The organism is Streptomyces sp. NBC_01381 (genome assembly GCF_026340305.1).
Taxonomy (GTDB): domain Bacteria; phylum Actinomycetota; class Actinomycetes; order Streptomycetales; family Streptomycetaceae; genus Streptomyces.
Map to the genome: position 1 here is coordinate 1,666,023 of NZ_JAPEPI010000001.1, position 18,896 is coordinate 1,684,918.

General features: G+C 70.4%; 16 protein-coding genes and 1 pseudogene. 10 read left to right on the forward strand and 7 right to left on the reverse strand.

The genetic code is table 11. From position 1 onward, the window contains the following. Nucleotides 1-7 precede the first annotated feature (7 nt). Both OG453_RS08145 and OG453_RS08150 read right to left on the reverse strand, forming a co-directional pair. Nucleotides 8-175, reverse strand: a pseudogene (locus OG453_RS08145) (Scr1 family TA system antitoxin-like transcriptional regulator); the annotation flags it as partial. Nucleotides 176-239: 64 nt separating this feature from the next. Further along, complete coding sequence (locus OG453_RS08150) at nt 240-1,208, reverse strand: hypothetical protein (protein WP_266865947.1); 969 nt, start codon at nt 1,206-1,208, stop codon at nt 240-242. Nucleotides 1,209-1,544: 336 nt separating this feature from the next. On the opposite strand from OG453_RS08150, the gene OG453_RS08155 reads away from it, so the two are divergent. Beyond that, on the forward strand, nt 1,545-1,694 hold the full coding sequence (locus tag OG453_RS08155; RefSeq protein ID WP_266865949.1) for a hypothetical protein: 150 nt from the start codon (nt 1,545-1,547) through the stop codon (nt 1,692-1,694). A 241-nt stretch (nt 1,695-1,935) separates the two neighbouring features. Here the strand turns inward: OG453_RS08155 and OG453_RS08160 are convergent, their stop codons facing one another. The 5 genes from OG453_RS08160 to OG453_RS08180 all read right to left on the reverse strand — a co-directional run bounded on the left by OG453_RS08160 (nt 1,936) and on the right by OG453_RS08180 (nt 8,740). After that, nucleotides 1,936-2,787: a DMT family transporter gene (locus OG453_RS08160; RefSeq protein WP_266865951.1), complete on the reverse strand. Its 852-nt coding sequence runs from the start codon at nt 2,785-2,787 to the stop codon at nt 1,936-1,938. Beyond that, the gene (locus tag OG453_RS08165) at nt 2,784-3,281 is read right to left on the reverse strand and encodes a YbaK/EbsC family protein (RefSeq protein WP_266865953.1); all 498 of its coding nucleotides are present in this window, start codon (nt 3,279-3,281) and stop codon (nt 2,784-2,786) included. Before OG453_RS08165 ends, OG453_RS08160 begins: the two co-directional genes overlap by 4 nt. A gap of 91 nt (nt 3,282-3,372) precedes the next feature. Continuing rightward, nucleotides 3,373-5,025 (reverse strand): penicillin-binding transpeptidase domain-containing protein, encoded by a 1,653-nt coding sequence (locus OG453_RS08170; protein ID WP_266869751.1) that lies wholly within the window; start codon nt 5,023-5,025, stop codon nt 3,373-3,375. A gap of 181 nt (nt 5,026-5,206) precedes the next feature. Next, a complete protein-coding gene (locus tag OG453_RS08175) occupies nt 5,207-6,841 on the reverse strand; it encodes a penicillin-binding transpeptidase domain-containing protein (protein WP_266865954.1) in 1,635 nt (544 codons plus the stop codon). A 153-nt stretch (nt 6,842-6,994) separates the two neighbouring features. Continuing rightward, nucleotides 6,995-8,740 carry a dolichyl-phosphate-mannose--protein mannosyltransferase gene (locus OG453_RS08180; RefSeq protein ID WP_266865956.1) on the reverse strand — a complete coding sequence of 582 codons (1,746 nt, stop codon included), beginning with the start codon at nt 8,738-8,740 and terminating at the stop codon, nt 6,995-6,997. A 72-nt stretch (nt 8,741-8,812) separates the two neighbouring features. Between OG453_RS08180 and rsmI the strand changes: the two genes are divergently transcribed. The 9 genes from rsmI to OG453_RS08225 all read left to right on the forward strand — a co-directional run bounded on the left by rsmI (nt 8,813) and on the right by OG453_RS08225 (nt 18,867). After that, nucleotides 8,813-9,709, forward strand: a complete 897-nt coding sequence (gene rsmI, locus OG453_RS08185) for a 16S rRNA (cytidine(1402)-2'-O)-methyltransferase (protein ID WP_266865958.1) — start codon at nt 8,813-8,815, stop codon at nt 9,707-9,709. A gap of 194 nt (nt 9,710-9,903) precedes the next feature. After that, nucleotides 9,904-10,341, forward strand: coding sequence for a hypothetical protein (locus tag OG453_RS08190; protein ID WP_266865960.1), 438 nt, complete (start codon nt 9,904-9,906; stop codon nt 10,339-10,341). Between the two features lie 41 nt (nt 10,342-10,382). Beyond that, nucleotides 10,383-11,267, forward strand: a complete 885-nt coding sequence (locus tag OG453_RS08195; protein ID WP_266865962.1) for a TatD family hydrolase — start codon at nt 10,383-10,385, stop codon at nt 11,265-11,267. 135 nt (nt 11,268-11,402) lie between these two features. Next, on the forward strand, nt 11,403-12,644 hold the full coding sequence (locus OG453_RS08200; protein WP_266865964.1) for a resuscitation-promoting factor: 1,242 nt from the start codon (nt 11,403-11,405) through the stop codon (nt 12,642-12,644). Between the two features lie 100 nt (nt 12,645-12,744). Continuing rightward, complete coding sequence (gene rsmA / locus OG453_RS08205; protein ID WP_266865966.1) at nt 12,745-13,611, forward strand: 16S rRNA (adenine(1518)-N(6)/adenine(1519)-N(6))-dimethyltransferase RsmA; 867 nt, start codon at nt 12,745-12,747, stop codon at nt 13,609-13,611. Next, nucleotides 13,608-14,495 (forward strand): 4-(cytidine 5'-diphospho)-2-C-methyl-D-erythritol kinase, encoded by an 888-nt coding sequence (locus OG453_RS08210; RefSeq protein WP_266865968.1) that lies wholly within the window; start codon nt 13,608-13,610, stop codon nt 14,493-14,495. The genes rsmA and OG453_RS08210 overlap by 4 nt, the downstream gene beginning before the upstream one ends. 69 nt (nt 14,496-14,564) lie before the next feature. Beyond that, nucleotides 14,565-15,908, forward strand: coding sequence for an acyltransferase (locus OG453_RS08215; protein ID WP_266865970.1), 1,344 nt, complete (start codon nt 14,565-14,567; stop codon nt 15,906-15,908). 129 nt (nt 15,909-16,037) lie between these two features. Then, nucleotides 16,038-16,994: a DUF4328 domain-containing protein gene (locus OG453_RS08220; RefSeq protein WP_266865972.1), complete on the forward strand. Its 957-nt coding sequence runs from the start codon at nt 16,038-16,040 to the stop codon at nt 16,992-16,994. Between the two features lie 55 nt (nt 16,995-17,049). After that, nucleotides 17,050-18,867: an ABC-F family ATP-binding cassette domain-containing protein gene (locus tag OG453_RS08225; RefSeq protein ID WP_266865974.1), complete on the forward strand. Its 1,818-nt coding sequence runs from the start codon at nt 17,050-17,052 to the stop codon at nt 18,865-18,867. The last annotated feature ends 29 nt before the right edge of the window (nt 18,868-18,896 follow it).

Sequence of the window (18,896 nt, forward strand, 5' to 3'; positions counted from 1 at the left end):
TCGTGCTTGCGAAGCGCCGGTCTCCCTCGTAGAGGACGCGCTGACGTTCCATGCGTACTGCCACGGCGTCGGCCACGTCATCGACTTTGACCCGCCTCCGCTGGACAGCACGCAACACGTCCTCGGTGTACCCATGAGTCTGAAGTAGGCCAGGCACCAACCATGAGGAGCTCGATGGCTTCATCACCGAGGCCGGACTCATCCCGGCCCCTCCATGACGTCGCCCAGAATCGAGAACCTCAGCAGCGGCTCACTCCTCGATAGTCTGCTGCGTCCTCGTAGACCAGCCTGGGAGTGTCCGAGGAGAACCCCTTGACCGGTTTCCCTTCGGGCAGGGCGGGCGCCAAAATGCGGAAGACCGCCCGTACCCGTTCCTCACCGTAGTCCCACACGTTTTGAGTCGCCCGTAGCGAGGCCCCTCCGCCAGGCAGCGGCTCCACCTCATGGAAGGCACCGCTGGCTCGGAGGGCTTCGACACCGCCGAGTGCCGACACAACACCCGGGGAACAGACCGTCCACCACGCGTATCCCCGCAGGACGGTGCCCAAGCCAGGGAAAGTGTCCTCAAGCAGCAGTCCGAGGTCGACCTCGAGTGCGGTCCTTCCTGTCACACCTTCGGCGTCGTCCGCGATGCTTCCGTACAGGATGTCCTCGTGCCGGTGCACCTGAGTACGGAAGAAATCGATCCAGCGGGCCTGCGCCTCGCTCCGGACGCCCGGGTCGGCGAATTCCTCCGTCGTGCGAGAAGCGACGAGTGAGACAACTTCCGGGGTGTCGCGGTCCCTGACCACGGACACGTCGAGCCACGGCCAGTCGGGATGGCCGTCGGAGCCGATGGCCCTGAGGACCACCGTCGCTTGACCGGGCATGCTTTCCAGATCCCGCAGAAAGGCGCTCCAGTTCTTCGGGGACCAGGGGACCTCGTATGGTTTCTGCCGCCGCTTGGCCGGTTCCAGCACCACCAGGGTCGCCCACAGTTCCCCAGGCGCTGCTTCTCCGCGGCTGAGCGCGACAGCACGGCCGGAGAAGTCCGCGTCAGGCGTGAACTCCGCCTGCAGCGGCCCCGCGAGTGCGGTGAGCGCAGCCGTGAACCAGGGTTCGGCCAGTTCGCGGTAGGCGCTGCCGTCGCCCGGACACGGCAGGTCGAGCTCTGTTCGCAGCGTCCAGTTGAGTTCAATTCCACTGCGGGCTCCATTTTGCCGGGCCATAGCCTGCTCCCTCATTTCCTTGGGCCGGGGGCAGCCTATTCCCCCACCCGCACCGGTCCTTGAGCCCACTGCTTCACGGTCATGTTGCCCCACCGAGGTACACCCACCAGCGCGATCACCATCACCCCGAAGTGAAAACCTCAGTAGTTGAGAACGCTATTGCGCTGCAATGGTGGCTGCCCTGTTCTTCACGGTGCCCCGTTCGACGGACGCCGTGGCACGGGGGCGCCTCCAAGCACTCGTCAGCCAGGGCATCCGGCAACATTGCTGAAGACGGCAATGTTTATCGCGCACACCGGCAATGATTTTTCGCTGGGTGTGCCGTTCGATGGGCTCATGGCAAAGCCCAAGGACAAGCCCGCCCCTGCCCTCGAACTTCGCTGCGGCGTAGTGCACTTGATGATCCAGCGCGTTCCCGGATGGCTGGTGGAGGTCCTCGCCGCGACCACGGGAAGCGGGCTCACCGCATGGCTCACGTCCCGGTGATCAGGCCGTCGGGCAGCCGAGGACAGATCGCGTCGGCGGAGTCTGCGGAGCATGGAGGATCACCGCCTTGGCGGCGGGTCTGTCAGCCCCGCCGCAGGTATTTCAGCCCGTCCGGCGATTGAGGACGAAATCGGCGGAGCCGGTGATCGAGCGAGCCATGAGCCCGACGAAGTCGGAATTTCGGGAAGGGGCGGGATTGGGGAAAGTGCCGCCGGAGGCACAGCCCCAGCCCGCACCTCCCTCACCCCGCATGCAGCATCAACCCGATCCCCGCCACCATCAGGCCCGCCGCCACAAGGCGAGGCGCCCCAAACCGCTCCTTGAAGAACACCGCCCCGATTGCCGCGCCCACGATGATCGACGACTCCCGGAGGGCGGAGATCGGCGCCAGGTCCGCCTTTGTCTGGGCCCAGAGGACCAGGCCGTACGCGGAGACGGACAGCGCAGCCCCCAGCAGGCCGACCCCGGCGAACGGGCGCAGGCGGCCCGGCAGTTCACCGCGCCAGCGGTAAGCCGCGTACACCGGAATCGCGACGCCCTCAAGGATCATCAGCCACGCGATGTAACCCATCGAGGAGCCGGACGCCCGGACGCCGAGTCCGTCCACCACCGTGTACGCCGCGATGGAGACCCCCGTGGCCAGCGCCGCGCCTATCGCCGCCCAGTTGGGACGGCGGCCCGAGCCTCGGATGCCCCACAGGGCGAGGCCCGTCAGGCCCGCGCACGACACCGCGACCCCCGCCGCCTGCCAGCCGTCCGGGATCTCGCCCGCGAAGACCGCCGCGAGGACGGTCACCACCAGCGGCGCCGTCCCGCGCGCGATCGGATACGCCTGGCCGAAGTCGCCCAGCTTGAACGACCGCATCAGGAGGGCTTGGTAGCCGACGTGGATCGCCGCCGAGAGGACGAGGTAGGGCCAGGCCGCTGCCGCCGGTATCGCGACGAACGGGGCCAGGAGCAGGCCGATCAGCATCCCGCCGCCGGATATCAGCGTGAAGCCGAGCAGCTTGTCCGTGATGTGGTGGGCGATCGCGTTCCAACTGGCGTGTGTGACGGCGGCCAGCAGGACCGCCGCCGCGACCAGCGGGGTCATTCGCCGAGCTCGCGCACGTCCGCCAGGGTGCCGTTCGCGTGGGCGATCAGATCCTTGGGCGCCATGGGGAAGACCGCGTACGGGGTGCCCGCCGCCGCCCACACCACGTCGTGGCTCAGCAACGAACGGTCGGCGAGTACGCGCGTCTTCGTCACGTGGCCGAAGGGCGGTACGCCGCCGATCGCGTAACCCGTCGTCTCCCGGACGATGTCCGCCTTCGCGCGCGTCACCTTCTCCGCGCCCAACTCCCGGCGTACGAGCTCCAGATCGACGCGCGACGCCCCGTCCATCAGGACCAGGACCGGGACGCCGTCCGCCGCGAAGATCAGCGACTTGCAGATCTGGCTCAGCTCGCAGCCGATCGCCGCGGCGGCTTCCTGGGCGGTACGGGTCTGGTCCGGGAAGCGGCGGATGTCGCCGACGAGGTCGGCGAGGCCCAGCTCGCTCAGGGCCGCGGCGAAACGGGGGTGTGCGGGGGATTCGGTAGCGCTCATGCCCGGCACGCTAGCGGTCTGTGTACGGGGCACGCGACCAGGTATCCGCATACCGGACGGCAGGCCCCGGACAACAGCCAGGACAGAGCGGCTACTGCCCCGCCAAGAACATCGCCCGCACCAGCGGTCCCGCCGATTCGCCGCCGTGGCCGCCCTCCTGGACCACCGCGCCCGCGGCCAGGTCCCCGCGGTACGCCGTGAACCAGCCGTTCGGCTTCTTCTGGCCGTCGACCTCCGCGGAGCCGGTCTTCGCGCCCATGTCGGAGCCGAGCCCGGACATGGGCTCGACCGCCGTACCGGCCGTCGCCGTGTAGTGCATCAAGTCACGCAGCGCCCCCGCCGTCGCGCCCGACATCTTCCGCGGTGCCGTCGCCAGCGTGCGGTTGTCGACGTCAGGCGAGACCAGGTACGGCTGCTTGAACGTGCCCGACTTCACCGTGGCCGCCACCGACGCCATGTTGAGCGGGTTCATGCGGACCCCGCCCTGACCGATCAGCGACGCCCCCATCTGCGCGTCGCTCTGCACCGGGATGCCGCCGTCGAAGGACGGGACGCCGATCGACCAGTTGTCGCGGCCGAGGCCGAAGACCTCCTGGGCCTGCTTGGTCAGGGAGTCGTTCTGCAGCTTCTTGGCCTGGCTGATGAAAGCCGTGTTGCAGGAACGGGCGAAGCTCGCGCGGAACGTGCCGTCCTTGATCTCGAACTTGTCGTCGTTCTGGAACTTCCAGCCGCCGTACGTCACGTACTTCGGGCACGGGTGCTTCTTGTCCACTCCCGCGAGCTTCTTCTCCAGGAGGAGCGAGGACGTCACCACCTTCATCGTCGAGCCGGGGGCCAGCGACCCCTGGAAGGCGATGTTGAAGCCGGCCGGCTTCGAGTTCGCCGCCGCCAGGATCTCGCCCGTGCTGGGCTTCACCAGGACCACCGACGCCTGCTTCCGCTTCGCGGTCTCCTTCTCGGCAGCCGACTGGAGCGACGCGTCGATCGTCGTCTTCAGGGTGCCCGGCGTGCCCGGCGAGAGCGTGAGCAGCGTCTTGTCGGGGGTCGCCTTCGCGTCGTCCTTCGTCGTCGCCGACTTCTCCGCCGCCTTCGCGCTGCCCTTGCGTACGACGCGCAGCTCGACGCCCGCCGTGCCGCCCGCCTTCTCGCCGTACTTCTCGCGCAGGGAGTCGAGCACCGTGCCGAGGGAGGGGTACTTCTTCGCCGTCAGCTCCGCGCCGTCCCGGTCGACCGCCTTGATCGGCGGGTCGCCGGCCTCGCCGGTGACCAGGCGGTCGCCCTCCTTCAGCTCGGGGTGGACGACGGAGGGCTGCCAGCCGATCAGTGTCTTGCCGTCGTGCTTTCTTCGTACGACGGTGAGCTCGGAGCCGTAGGAGAAGGGCTTGGTCTTTCCCTCGTACGAGACCGTGGACGTGACCGAGAACGGCAGCTTCGCGCCCGCCCGCTTGCCCGGCGTCAGCTTCACCTTCGTGAGGTGGGAGTCCTTGGCGTACGCGGTGAGGGCGGTCTTCGCCGCCGCCCGGTCGTCGGTGAGCGCGGCGGCACCCGCCACGTCGCCCTTCTCCCATGCGGCGAGGAAGCCCTGGGTGGTGGCGCGCACCTCGGCCGCCGTCGGCGGGCCCACGGCCACCGGCTTCTCGTCGACCGTCGGGCCGCCGTCGTCACCGGACGAGCCGCCGCCGATCAGGCTGTACGCGGCGAAGCCAAGACCGCACACGACCACAGCGGCGGCGCCGCCGAGCACGCCCGGGTGCGCCTTGGCGTTCTTCGCGCCGGTGGTACCCGTGATGCTGTTGATGCCCTTGCGCTCGCTGGCGCGCCCTCGCTTGCCCACAAACCCCTCCGCAGATCCCCAGAGCGTCCGAGCTCCGCACCGGACGGCCCCACACTAGGGGGCTTTGATGAAGCCCCCGACCACGCGTCTCTCAGCTGCCCGCGGCAAGCACCGCCGCCACGATCGGCCCTGCCGTGTCGCCGCCGTGGCCGCCCTCCTCGGCCACCGCGGCGGCCGCCACATCGCCCCGGTAGCCGGTGAACCAGCTGTTGGGCTTCGCCTGCCCGTCGACCTCCGCCGATCCCGTCTTCGCGCCGATGTTCCCGCTGAGCTTCGACATGGCGCCGGCGCCGCTGCCGCTGACCGCCGTGCGGTTCATCATCTGGCGCAGCTGCTGGACGGTGGAGGCGGGCAGGCTGCCGGGTGTCCTGGCCAGTTCGCGGTCGTCCATGCCCTGGGCGACGACGACCGGCTGCCGGAAGGTGCCCGTGATCGCCGTCGCCGTGACCGAAGCGAGGTTGAGCGGGTTCATCTGCACCTGGCCCTGGCCGATCATGTTCGACGCGCGGTCGGGTCCCGGGGAGGCCGGGACCGTGCCGTCGACCGTCCGGACGCCGGCCTTCCAGTCGAGGCCGAGGCCGAAGCGGTTCTGCGCCTCCTCGGTGAGGGACTCGTCCGTGATGCCCTCCTCGTCGACCAGCTTCACGAACGCGGTGTTGCAGGAGCGCGCGAAGCTGTCCGCCAGGGTCGCGTTCTCGTTCGGGGCCAGGCCCGGCAGGTTCTCGATGCGGTGGCTCTGCCAGACCGCGGTCTTCGGGCAGGGCGCGGGGCCGCTCGCCCTCGTCACGCCCTTGTCGATGAGCATCGCCGCCGAGACGATCTTCATCGTGGAGCCGGGGGCCATCTCGCCCTCGAACGCCGCGTTGAACTGGTCCGCCCGGTGGTTGGCGACCGCCAGGATCTCGCCGGAGCTCGGCTGCACGGCGACCACCGACGACTCCGGGTACGCGGCGACCGCCTTCTCGGCCGCCTTCTGCGTGGGCGCGCTCAACGTCGTCTCCAGCTGTCCCGCCTTGCCCTTGGCGAGGGTGAGCAGCGTCTCGGTGCCTTCGTCCTCGGTCTCGTGCTGGACGTAGAGCTCGACGCCGGGTGTGCCGCCCGCCGTGTCGCCGTACTTCGCCCGCAGCTGGTCGAGGACCGGGCCGAGCGACGGATGGTCCTTTTTGTCCAGGACCTCGCCGTGCCGGTCGAGCGCCTCGATGGGCGGCGCGGCGGCCTCACCGGTCTGCAGGGTGTCGCCGTCCTCCAGGTCCGGGTGGACGACGGATGCGTTCCAGTCGACGAGCGCACGGCCGGTGGTGACGCCCCGGACGACGGTGAGTTCGGATTCGTACGCGAAGGGCTTGGTCTTCCCCTCGTACGAGACGGTCGCCTCGACGGAGAACGGCACCCGCGCCCCGGTCGCCTTGCCGGGCGTGAGCTTCACCTTCGTCAGGTGCGCGTCCTCGCGGTAGCCGGTCAGGAGGAGCGAGGCCACTTCCGCGTTGTTCGTGTACGTGGAGGCCTCATCGGAGTCGCCCTTCGCCCACGCGGCGAGGAACTTTCCGGCGGTCTCCGCGGTCTCCTTGTCCGTGGGCGGCCCCGTCCTCACGGCCTCGGGGCCCGACGAGGACGCACTACCGCCCCCGGTCACGCCGTTCACCAAGTTGTACGCGCCGTATCCGGCACCCCCGACCATGACGGCGAACACCCCGCCGACCAAGGCGACCTTCACCCCTTTGCGCATGATGCGCTCCCCTCCCCAGGAGCCCCTCCGTATCCGAATGAACACGGAAAGGTCGTGCGTCCCGAACTTTAGGGGGAGGAGGTGACGGATGAGCGGGCTGTTATCCGAAGGTGTCCAAGGTGCGCCCTACACCCATGTCACCGCGCCCATGCGCTACACCCATGTGTCGAGCAGCATTCTGGCCCGCCAGGAATCGATGGGAATCGCCTGGCCGGTGTAAATGGGCCAGAACCAGATGAAGTTCCACAGGATCAGCAGCACGAGGACGCCCGCGCTCGCGGCGCCCACCACCCGCCGCCGTTCACTGGAGCCGGCGGGACCGATGATCGCGCCGATCATCATCGCCACGGCCAGACAGAGGAACGGCACGAAGACGACGGCGTAGAAGAAGAAGATCGTCCGCTCCTGGTACATGAACCAGGGCAGATAGCCCGCCGCGATCCCGCACACGATCGCCCCGGCCCGCCAGTCCCTGCGGAACGCCCACCGCCACAGGACGTAGAGCAGCGCGAAGCCCGCCGCCCACCACAGCATCGGGGTGCCGAGCGCGAGGACCTCGCGGGCGCACTTCTCGGCGGTGTCGGACGGGCAGCCCTCCTTGCCGGGCAGCGGGGACTCGTAGAAGTAGGAGACGGGGCGGCCGTCGACGATCCAGCTCCACGGGTTGGACTGGTAGGTGTGCGGCGACGAGAGCCCCACGTGGAACTCGTACACCGCGTGTTCGTAGTGCCACAGGCTGCGCAGCCAGTCCGGCAGCCACGTCCAGTCGCCGCCCTTGCCGGCCGTCGCCGCCCAGTTGCGGTAGTAGCCGCCGCTGCCGTCGGTCGGGGAGAGGATCCAGCCGAGCCAGGACAGCACGTACGTGCCGAGCGCGACCGGCACCGTCGAGACGAACGCCGGGAACACGTCCCGCTTCAGGACCGCCCGGTAGGGGCGCATGGCCCCGGCGACCCGGCGGCCGCCGACGTCCCACAGGACGGTCATCAAGCAGAAGAAGACCATGATGTACAGGCCGTTCCACTTGGTGCCGAAGGCGAGACCCAGGCAGAGCCCGGCCGCCCAGCGCCACGGCCGCCACCCCAGGCGCACCGTTTCCGCGACGTACGCGTCGGGACGTACGACACCGTCCTCGTCGGTCGGCAGCGCGGCCGCGAGCCGCTCCCGCGCCTTGTCCCGGTCGATCAGGAAGCAGCCGAACGCGGCGAGCACGAAGAACATCAGGACCTGGTCGAGCAGCGCCGTGCGGCTCATCACGAAGTGCAGGCCGTCCACCGCGAGCAGCGCGCCCGCCAGACAGCCCAGGAACGTGGAGCGGAAGAGCCGCCGCCCGATCCGGCAGAGCATCAGGACGGACAGGGTGCCGAGCACCGCCGTCATGAAGCGCCAGCCGAACGGATCGAAGCCGAACATCCACTCGCCGATGCCGATGACGTACTTGCCGACCGGCGGATGCACGACGTACGCGGCGTCCGTGGGGATCTTGACGCCGCTGCCCTGTGCCAGGACGGTGTCGTTGACCTTCTCGGGCCAGTTGACCTCGAAGCCCCGGTGGATCAGCGCCCAGGCGTCCTTGGCGTAGTACGTCTCGTCGAATATCACGGCCTTCGGGCTGCCGAGATTCCAGAACCGCGTGACGCCCGCGACCAGCGTGATCAGCAGCGGGCCGATCCAGCCCATCCGCTTGACCAGCAGCTCCGCCGTCGCCTTCGGCACCCCGAGCGTCACCCACAGCCGTGGACTCGGCTCGGTGTACGCGGGGACGAGGCGGGCCCGGACGTCGTCGCTGCCTCTGGGCCGCGCCACATAGCCGAAGCGGCGCAGCCTGCGCTGCCACGACGGCTGCTGCTCCTCGGCTGCCTGGCCCTGGCGGGTGTCCGGGGAAGACGCGGTACTGGTCACCGCGCCATCGTAGGGAACCCGACTGTGTGAGTCCCGCTCCTGGGCCCTCCCGGCCCCTGCGAGGATGGATCCGTGACAGGAAGCGCTGATTCCCCCGGAACCCTTGTGCTGGCAGGCACGCCCATCGGCGATGTGGCGGACGCGCCGCCGCGGCTCGCCGCCGAGCTGGAGTCGGCCGACGTCGTCGCCGCCGAGGACACCAGGCGCCTGCGCAGGCTCACCCAGGCGCTCGGCGTGCAGGTGGGCGGCCGGGTCGTCTCGTACTTCGAGGGCAATGAGACCGCCCGTACGCCCGAGCTGGTCGAGGCCCTGGTGGGCGGTGCGCGGGTGCTGCTCGTGACCGACGCCGGGATGCCCTCGGTCTCCGACCCCGGCTACCGCCTGGTCGCGGCCGCCGTGGAGCGGGACATCAAGGTGACCGCCGTGCCGGGCCCGTCCGCCGTGCTCACGGCGCTCGCGCTCTCCGGGCTTCCCGTGGACCGCTTCTGCTTCGAGGGGTTCCTGCCGCGCAAGGCGGGCGAGCGCCTCTCGCGCCTGAAGGAGGTCGCCGACGACCGGCGCACCCTCGTCTACTTCGAGGCACCGCACCGCATCGACGACACCCTGGCCGCGATGGCCGAGGCGTTCGGCGACGAGCGCAGGGCCGCGGTCTGCCGCGAGCTGACCAAGACGTACGAAGAGGTCAAGCGCGGTTCGCTGAAGGAGCTCGCGGAGTGGGCCGCCGACGGGGTGCGCGGTGAGATCACCGTCGTCGTCGAGGGAGCCCCGGAGAAAAGCCCCGGAGAACTCGGCCCCGACGAGCTGGTGCGCAGGGTGCGGGTGCGCGAGGAGGCGGGGGAGCGGCGCAAGGAGGCGATCGCCGCCGTCGCCGCCGAGGCGGGGGTACCCAAGCGCGATGTCTTCGATGCCGTCGTCGCGGCAAAGAATGCGGCTCAGAGCGCCCCATCAGAGGGCAAAGGACTATCGTGAAAGGCAAAGTGCGGGCCGCGCACCGGGCCTGAAGGCCAATGAAAGGCCAAATCGCCTTCAATGCTCGACAGGTCTGATGCGCTCGCTCCGGGAAAAGCGTCCACTGGTCAAAGGGACGCACCCGTCCCGACGCTGCCGGCCGGGAGGAAAGCCCCGGTCGGACGGCGCTTGTCCAGCGGACAAGAGGAGCTGGCATGAGTGAGATCGCCGACACCGGTCACGAAACCACGGCGTCCACCGCGACAACCGCGACACACACTGCTCATGAGTCGTACGCCTTCGCCTGCATGCGCTGCGGGCACGGCTGGGAGCAGTCGTACGAGATCGAGCATCACGTCGACGCCAAGGGCAAGGAGTTCGTGCTCTACGTGGCGGACGGCCGGCACGTGCCGTCGCCGCTGTCCCGGCCGACCTGCCTGAACTGTGGCGGTCATGTGGTGCGGATCATGCGGGCCGGGCAGGTTTCGTCGGTGCTCGATCTGATGCAGAGGTCTCACGCGCCGCGGGCGGAGCGCAAGGAGCCGGAGGGTGGCTCGCAGCCGGACGCGGCGGAGGCGGCCGGTGAGCCCAAGCATCACCACTGGCACCTGTCGGCGCTGCTGCACCCCTTCCACCACCGCAAGGCGGGATGACACCCCGCTTCACAGGATCGGGCCCTTCGTAGGATCGGGGCATGCCTTCCAACGACGCCGACTCCAAGAACGCCGCGCCGCCGCTGCCCGAACCGCTGCGGGTACCGGTCGCCGACTCCCACACCCACCTCGACATGCAGTCGGGCACGGTGGACGAGGGGCTCGCCAAGGCCGCGGCGGTCGGCGTGACGACGGTCGTGCAGGTCGGCTGCGACGTGGCGGGGTCGCGCTGGGCCGCCGAGACGGCCGCCGCATACGCCGCCGTGCACGCCACGGTCGCCCTGCACCCCAACGAGGCGCCCCGCATCGTGCACGGCGACCCCGACGGCTGGTCCCGGCAGGGCGCGCGCCAGGCCGGCGGCGAGGCGGCGCTCGACGCAGCGCTCGCCGAGATCGACCGCCTCGCCGCACTGGAGCACGTCAAGGGCGTGGGCGAGACCGGCCTCGACTACTTCCGCACCGGACCGGAGGGCAAGGAGGCCCAGGAGCGGTCCTTCCGCGCCCACATCGAGATCGCGAAGCGGCACGGCAAGGCCCTGGTCATCCACGATCGCGAGGCGCACGACGATGTGCTGCGCGTCCTGAAGGAGGAGGGCGCCCCCGAGCGCACCGTCTTCCACTGCTACTCCGGCGACGCGGAGATGGCCCAAGTGTGCGCGGAACACGGCTACTTCATGTCCTTCGCAGGCAACATGACCTTCAAGAACGCGCAAGGTCTGCGGGACGCACTGGCCGTCGCCCCGCTGGAACTCGTCCTGGTGGAGACCGACGCCCCCTTCCTGACACCCGCGCCCTACCGCGGACGGCCTAACGCTCCGTATCTCATTCCGGTCACATTGCGGGCCATGGCCGAGGTACGGGGCATCGGCGAGGACGCCATGGCCGAGGCGATCTCCGTGAACACCGCGCGCGCCTTTGATTACTGACCGATAACGCCTAAAGCCCCATAGTTCAGGGCAGTGCGACGACACTGCGTAGCCGTGGCGCTTTGGAGAGTGACGATCGCTCCGCTAGGTTCTGTCCGCCTCGCCCGATCCGGACCAGAACCGTGGAGCGTCGTCGTGAGTCAAGCGCAGTACGGGACGTCTCACTTCCCCCGGCAGTCCACCGGGCCCGAGCCCGTCGACGCCCCGCGCCCCGATGACGCCCCGCGCCCCGTCGGCGGCCGGGCCCAGGCGCGGCGGGCCGCACGGCGCAGGAAGAGCGCCCCGGAGCGGCCCGACGGCCTGCGGCGGCTGCTGCCGCAGGCCCTCGTGGTGGCCTTCCTCGCCGGCGGCACCTCCGCGTTCGTCGCCAACGACAAGGCCGTGCAGCTCACCGTCGACGGCGAGGCCCGCACCCTGCACACCTTCGCCGACGACGTGGGCGAGCTCCTGGAGGACGAGGGCGTGGACTTCGACGCCCACGACATCGTGGCGCCGACCGCGAACACCGCCCTGGCCAGCGGCGACGAGATCGCCATCCGCTACGGCAGGCCCGTCGAGCTCACCCTCGACGGCGAGCGGCGCGCGGTCTGGACGACGGCGCGCACGGTGGACGGCGCGCTGCGCCAGCTCGGAGTGCGCGCGGAAGGCGCCCATCTCTCGGCCTCGCGCAGCAAGCGCATCGACCGGGGCGGCCTCGACCTCGACGTACGGACCGAGCGCACCGTGACGGTCATGGCGGACGGACGCGAGCGCACCATCCGTACCAACGCGGCGACCGTGCGCGAGGCGGTCGAGGAGTCCGGCGTCAGTCTGCACGGCCAGGACACGACCTCCGTCGCGCCCGGCAGCTTTCCGCGCGACGGCCAGACGATCACCGTGATGCGGATCTCCGGGCGCATGGAGGTGCGCGAGGAGCCGATCCCCTTCGACGTGCAGCGCACCCAGGACCCGACGCTCTTCAGCGGTACGGAGGTCGTCGAGCGTCCGGGGCATCAGGGCACCCGGCGGGCCACCTACGCCCTGCGGACCGTCAACGGCGTCAAGCAGAAGCCGCGCCGGGTGAAGTCCGAGGTGGTGCGCGAGCCCCAGACGCGGATCGTGAAGGTCGGCACCAAGCCGCCGCCGGACTCGGTGGCGGGCGCGGACGGCCTGAACTGGCGCGGGCTCGCCCAGTGCGAGTCGGGCGGCCGCCCGAACGCGGTGGACGGATCCGGCAACTACGGCGGCCTCTACCAGTTCGACACCCGGACCTGGCAGAGCCTCGGCGGCAAGGGCCGCCCTCAGGATGCTCCGGCGGGGGAGCAGACGTACCGAGCGAAGAAGCTGTACGTGCAGCGGGGGGCGAGCCCTTGGCCGCACTGCGGCTCGCGGTTGTAGTTGGTATGGCTGTGGGCAGGCGTTCCGCAGGGCAATCGGGTGGGTGGGCGGGAAAGGCCTGTTCGTCAGCCCGATGCTGCGGGCCCCGTAATCTGGTCACGTGAGCACAGACCCCAGCAGCCTCCTCGGCGCCGCCGACATCCGCGAGCTGGCCGCAGCCTTGGGCGTACGCCCGACAAAGCAGCGCGGCCAGAACTTCGTCATCGACGCCAACACCGTCCGCCGCATCGTCCGCACCGCGGATGTCGGCCCCGAGGACAACGTCGTAGAGGTCGGCCCCGGACTCGGCTCCCTGACCCTCGCTCTCCTGGACACCGCCGCGCACGTCACCGCGGTGGAGATCGACGACGTACTGGCCGGCGCCCTGCCCGCCACCATCGAGGCCCGCCTCCCCGCGAAGGTGAACTCCTTCGCGCTGGTGCACAGCGACGCCATGCTCGTGCGCGAGCTGCCGGGCCCCGCCCCGACCGCACTGGTCGCGAACCTCCCGTACAACGTGGCCGTCCCCGTACTGCTGCACATGCTCGACACCTTCCCGACCATCGAGCGCACGCTCGTCATGGTGCAGGCCGAGGTCGCCGACCGCCTCGCCGCCGCGCCCGGCTCGAAGGTATACGGGGTGCCGTCGGTGAAGGCCAACTGGTACGCCGACGTGAAGCGCGCCGGGTCCATCGGCCGCAATGTCTTCTGGCCCGCGCCGAACGTCGACTCCGGGCTCGTCTCACTGGTGCGGCGGACCGAGCCGGTCAAGACCACGGCCTCCAAGCGCGAGGTGTTCGCCGTCGTCGACGCCGCCTTCGCACAGCGCAGGAAGACCCTGCGGGCCGCGCTGTCCGGCTGGGCCGGTTCCGCGGCCGCCGCGGAGGCCGCGCTCGTCGCCGCCGGGGTCTCGCCGCAGGCGCGCGGCGAGGCGCTCACGGTGGAGGAGTTCGCGCGCATCGCCGAGCACAAGGAGGCCGGCGCGTGAGCGTGACGGTACGGGTGCCCGCGAAGGTCAATGTGCAGTTGGCGGTGGGCGCCGCGCGTGCCGACGGCTTCCACGACCTCGCCAATGTCTTCCTCGCCGTCGGCCTCTACGACGAGGTCACGGTCACGCCCGCGGACGAGCTGCGGGTGACGTGCGAGGGCCCCGGCTCCGATCAAGTGCCTTTGGACCGTACGAACTTGGCCGCGCGGGCCGCGGAACTGCTCGCCGCCCGGTACGGGATCGCGCCCGACGTGCACATCCACATCGCCAAGGACATCCCCGTCGCGGGCGGCATGGCGGGCGGCAGCGCGGACGGCGCGGGCGCGCTCGTGGCGTGCGACGCGCTGTGGGGGACGCAGGCGTCCTGCGGTGAACTCCTCGACATCTGCGCCGAGTTGGGCAGCGACGTGCCGTTCAGCCTGGTGGGCGGGGCGGCGCTCGGGACGGGCCGTGGGGAGAAGCTGGAGCCGCTCGAGGTCGGGGGCGCCTTCCACTGGGTGTTCGCCGTCGCCGACGGAGGGCTCTCGACTCCGGCCGTGTACCGGGAGTTCGACCGGCTGACCCCGGTCGCGCCGGACCCCGAGGCATCCCCGGCGCTGCTCGACGCACTGCGTACGGGCGATGTCGCGGGGCTTGCCGCGAGCATGGTCAACGACCTTCAGCCCGCGGCCCTTTCGCTCTTCCCGTCCCTCAAGGACACCCTCGCGGCAGGCACCGCCGCGGGCGCGCTCGCGGCGCTGGTCTCCGGCTCGGGGCCGACGACGGCGTTCCTCGCGCGGGACGCCGATTCGGCGCGGGAGGTGGCCGACGCGCTGCTCGCGTCAGGCACGTGCCGTGCGGCGCGGGTGGCGGATTCGCCCGCGCAGGGTGCCGTGCTGGTCTGACGTACTCAGACGCGGATCTGAGTACGGGCACCCTGATGCGGGGCGGTCGCCGCGCGCGACCGTACCCGTATGGGATCAAGCGTTCGCGAACTGGCCGAGAAGACGCCCGCCGGGCGTGACCGGTACATCGATCTGCTGCGGGTCGCCTCGCTCGGCACGGTCGTCATCGGGCACTGGCTGATGGCCGCCGTGACGGTCGGCGACGACGGCGGGACCGAGGTCGGCAACCTCCTCGCCGTGGTGCCGGACCTGCAGATCCTCACCTGGGTGCTGCAGATCATGCCGGTGTTCTTCTTCGTCGGCGGCTTCTCGCACGCCCTCTCCTACCGCTCGCTGAGCCGCAAGGCCCCGGAGCGGGTTTCCGTCTACTCGGCGTTCCTGCGGGCACGGCTGCAGCGGCTGCTCCGGCCGACGATGGTGTTCATAGGTGTGTGGGGCGCGGCCGCGTTGCTTCTCCAACTCATCGGCGAGGGCGGTGCGTTGCTCGACGTGACGCTGCGGCTCGTCGCCCAGCCGCTGTGGTTCATCGGCATCTACCTGGCGATGGTCGCGTTCACCCCGCCGCTGCTGAGGCTCCATGAGCGGTACGGGTGGGGCGCGTTCGGCGGGCTCGTGCTCGCCGCGGGCGCGGTGGACGCGGCGCGCTTCGCCTTCGGCGTGCCGTACGTCGAGTTCCTGAACTTCGCCTTCGTCTGGCTCGCGGTGCACCAGCTCGGTTTCCTGCGGGCGGACGGAAGGCTGCGGATGCCGTCCGCGCTGGCCGGGGCGGGCCTCGTGGGCGCCTCGCTGCTTGTGGCCTTCGGCCCGTATCCGCTCTCCATGGTCGGCATGCCCGGCGAGCGCGTCTCGAACATGGCGCCGCCGACCTTCGCCCTGCTCTGCCACGGGATGTGGCTGGTCGGCGCGGTGGAGCTGCTGCGGGGGCCCGCGACGCGGTGGCTGGCGCGGCCTCGGGTGTGGCGGGGCGTGGTGACGGCCAACGGCATCTCGATGACGGCCTTCCTGTGGCATCTCACGGCGATGCTGGGTGTGTACGGGATGCTGCTCGCCCTCGACGTGCCGCTGCCGGAGCCGGCGACGGGGGCGTGGTGGGCGCAGGTTCCTTTGCGGATGGCGGCCGCGGGGGTGCTGACCGGGGTCCTGGTCGCCGCGTTCCGCCGCTTTGAACGGGCGGGGGCGCCCCGGGAGTTGGCGCCGGCCCCGGGTTCGGGCCCGGCGGCCGCCGTGGGCGTCACGCTCTGCCTCTTCGGAGTTCTGGGCCTTTCGATGGTCGGCTTCGGGGGGCTTCTGGAGGGGCGTACGGCGATGCTGGTCGCGGTGCGGGTGACGGCGCCGGTGGCGGTGGGGATGGCGCTGGCGGGGTGGCTGTTGGTGGAGCGGGCGGGGGGTTCAGTTCGTCGCCTGCGGGTGTGATGTGGCTGGTCGCGCAGTTCCCCGCGCCCCTTCGAGGCGCGGGGCAGCGCTGATCGCCTAACCTGATCGCTCGACGAGCGTACGGAACCCCCGTTCCGTACAGCCGAGTTGAGATCGGGGGCGGGGAGAATGAACTGCACGCGGTGCAAGACAACACCGCTGGGCTCCGACGGGCGCTGCCCGCAGTGTGACGGAGGCCCGGCGCGCAAACCCTGGGAAGCGCCGGACGCCCCGCCCGCCGCCACCCCGCCTCCGCCGGCCGCACCCCCTGGCCCGCCCGGGGGCCACCCGGGACACCCCGGATATCCGCCCCCGCCCGGCACCCCGTACCCCCGCTACTACGTCCCGATCCCGCCCCGTCCCACCCCGGCCGGAGGCCTCGGTACCGCCGCCTCGATCCTTCTCGGCGGTGTCGCAGGGCTCGCCCTGCTGCGGCTCGTCGCCGACTTCGATCTCTACGGTGACCTCGGCCGTTCCTGGTTGCTCTACTACGACGACGACTTCGGGGAGTTCTGGGGCGTCACCGTCATCCTGCTCGGCATCGGCTTCCTCGCCGCCATCCCCGTCTTCCTGACCTGGTTCCACCGGGTGCGGATGAACGCGGAGGTGCTCGCGCCGGGACGGCACCGGCAGTCGCCCGGCATGGCGATCGGCGCGTGGTTCATCCCGGTGGCCAACTGGTGGATCCCCAAGCAGATCACCGACGACATCATCGCGGCGAGCGAGCCGCCGGGCGCCCCGCAGCCGCCGGTGGGCCCGTACGGCTCGGGACCGTACGGCTACGGCCCGCAGCCCTATCGCCCCGGAAGCGGCACCGTCACCGCCTGGTGGATCACCTGGGTCGCGTCCAGCGTCACCAGCGCGCTCGGCTGGATGCTGCTTTCCGCCGCGGACGACGGCGACGTCGGGCAGGCAAGGACCGCCGTACTGATGTTCATCCTCTCCGACCTGACCTTGATCGCCGCGGGGATCTGCGGCCTCATGGCGGTCCGCCTGATCAGCACCGCGCAGGACGTACGGCTGGGATTCGCCCGCCCCGGCATGCCGGGTACGCCGATGCCTCCGCACCGGCCGCCGGGCTGGTAGCCGCCGCCTCCGACTACGCTGGGAGATCGATCGATCCCCCTTACCTGGAGCGTTAATGGCCGTCAATCTGGTCAATGTCGAGGCAGTCAGCAAGGTGTACGGCACCCGTGCCCTGCTCGACGGTGTCTCCCTCGGCGTGTCCGAGGGGGACCGGATCGGCGTCGTGGGGCGCAACGGAGACGGGAAGACGACCCTCATCCGGATGCTCGCCAAGCTGGAGGAGGCCGACACCGGGCGGGTCACGCACAACGGCGGGCTTCAGCTCGGCGTGCTGACCCAGCACGACTCGCTCGACCCCGAGGCCACCGTGCGGCACGAGGTCATCGGTGACCTCGCCGATCACGAGTGGGCGGGCAACGCCAAGATCCGTGACGTGCTGACCGGCCTTTTCGGCGGCCTTGAGATGCCCGGCTTCCCGCAGGGGCTCGACACCGTCATCGGGCCGCTCTCCGGTGGCGAGCGGCGGCGCATCGCGCTCGCGAAGCTGCTCATCGGCGAGCCCGATCTGATCGTGCTCGACGAGCCGACCAACCACCTGGACGTCGAGGGCATCGCCTGGCTCGCCGAGCATCTGCGGACGCGGCGCTCGGCGCTCGTCTGCGTCACGCACGACCGCTGGTTCCTCGACCAGGTGTGCACCCGCATGTGGGACGTACAGAGCGGGTCCGTCTACGAGTACGAGGGCGGATACTCCGACTACGTCTTCGCGCGTGCCGAGCGCGAGCGCATCGCCGCCACCGAGGAGACCAAGCGGAAGAACCTGATGCGCAAGGAGCTGGCCTGGCTGCGGCGCGGGGCGCCCGCCCGCACCAGCAAGCCGCGGTACCGCATCGAGGCCGCGAACGAGCTCATCGCCGACGTGCCGCCGCCCCGGGACAGCAGCGAACTGATGAAGTTCGCGACGTCACGGCTCGGCAAGACCGTCTTCGACCTGGAGGACGTGACCGTCCAGGCCGGGCCGAAGGTGCTGCTCAAGCATCTGACCTGGCAGCTCGGCCCGGGCGACCGCATCGGCCTGGTCGGCGTGAACGGCGCGGGCAAGACCTCGCTCCTTCGGGCCATGGCCGAGGCCTCCCGCTCCGACGGTGACGTACAGCCCGAAGCGGGGCGCGTCGCCGTCGGCAAGACCGTGAAGCTGGCCTACCTCTCGCAGGAGGTGGCCGAGCTCAGCCCGACGCTGCGGGTCCTTCAGGCCGTGCAGCAGGTGCGCGAGCGCGTCGACCTCGGCAAGGGCCGGGAGATGACCGCGGGGCAGCTCTGCGAGACGTTCGGCTTCAACAAGGAGAAGCAGTGGACGCCGGTCGGTGATCTGTCCGGTGGCGAGCGGCGCAGGCTTCAGCTGCTTCGGCTCCTGATGGACGAGCCGAACGTCCTCTTCCTCGACGAGCCGACCAACGACCTCGACATCGAGACGCTGACGCAGCTTGAGGATGTTCTTGACGGATGGCCGGGCTCGATGGTCGTGATCTCGCACGACCGGTTCTTCCTGGAGCGCACCACCGACAAGGTGTTCGCACTTCTGGGTGACGCGACGATGCGGATGCTGCCGCGCGGCATCGACGAGTATCTGGAGCGCCGCAAGCGGATGGCGGACGCCGCCGTCCCCGCGGCCCCCGCCGCCGCGTCCGCCGCACCGGCCGCCGCGCAGAAGACCGTCTCCTCCGCAGACGCCCGCGCCGCCAAGAAGGAACTCCAGAAGATCGAGCGGCAGCTGGACAAGATGTCCACGAAGGAGACTTGGCTGCACGCGCAGATCGCCGATAACGCCACGAACTTCGAAAAGGTGGCTGAACTGGACGCCCAGCTTCGTGAACTCATCGGCGAGCGCGACGAGTTGGAGATGCGCTGGCTCGAGCTGGCGGAGGACGCGTAGAGGTCTCGTAACAGACGCATCACGGGCCG

What these genes read in the sequence shown, in the direction of transcription:
- OG453_RS08150 (WP_266865947.1), bottom strand. Translation starts at nt 1,208, where the DNA reads ATGGCCCGGCAAAATGGAGCCCGCAGTGGAATTGAACTCAACTGGACG.
- OG453_RS08155 (WP_266865949.1), top strand. Translation starts at nt 1,545, where the DNA reads ATGGCAAAGCCCAAGGACAAGCCCGCCCCTGCCCTCGAACTTCGCTGC.
- OG453_RS08160 (WP_266865951.1), bottom strand. Translation starts at nt 2,787, where the DNA reads ATGACCCCGCTGGTCGCGGCGGCGGTCCTGCTGGCCGCCGTCACACAC.
- OG453_RS08165 (WP_266865953.1), bottom strand. Translation starts at nt 3,281, where the DNA reads ATGAGCGCTACCGAATCCCCCGCACACCCCCGTTTCGCCGCGGCCCTG.
- OG453_RS08175 (WP_266865954.1), bottom strand. Translation starts at nt 6,841, where the DNA reads ATGCGCAAAGGGGTGAAGGTCGCCTTGGTCGGCGGGGTGTTCGCCGTC.
- OG453_RS08190 (WP_266865960.1), top strand. Translation starts at nt 9,904, where the DNA reads ATGAGTGAGATCGCCGACACCGGTCACGAAACCACGGCGTCCACCGCG.
- OG453_RS08195 (WP_266865962.1), top strand. Translation starts at nt 10,383, where the DNA reads ATGCCTTCCAACGACGCCGACTCCAAGAACGCCGCGCCGCCGCTGCCC.
- OG453_RS08215 (WP_266865970.1), top strand. Translation starts at nt 14,565, where the DNA reads ATGGGATCAAGCGTTCGCGAACTGGCCGAGAAGACGCCCGCCGGGCGT.
- OG453_RS08220 (WP_266865972.1), top strand. Translation starts at nt 16,038, where the DNA reads ATGAACTGCACGCGGTGCAAGACAACACCGCTGGGCTCCGACGGGCGC.
- OG453_RS08225 (WP_266865974.1), top strand. Translation starts at nt 17,050, where the DNA reads ATGGCCGTCAATCTGGTCAATGTCGAGGCAGTCAGCAAGGTGTACGGC.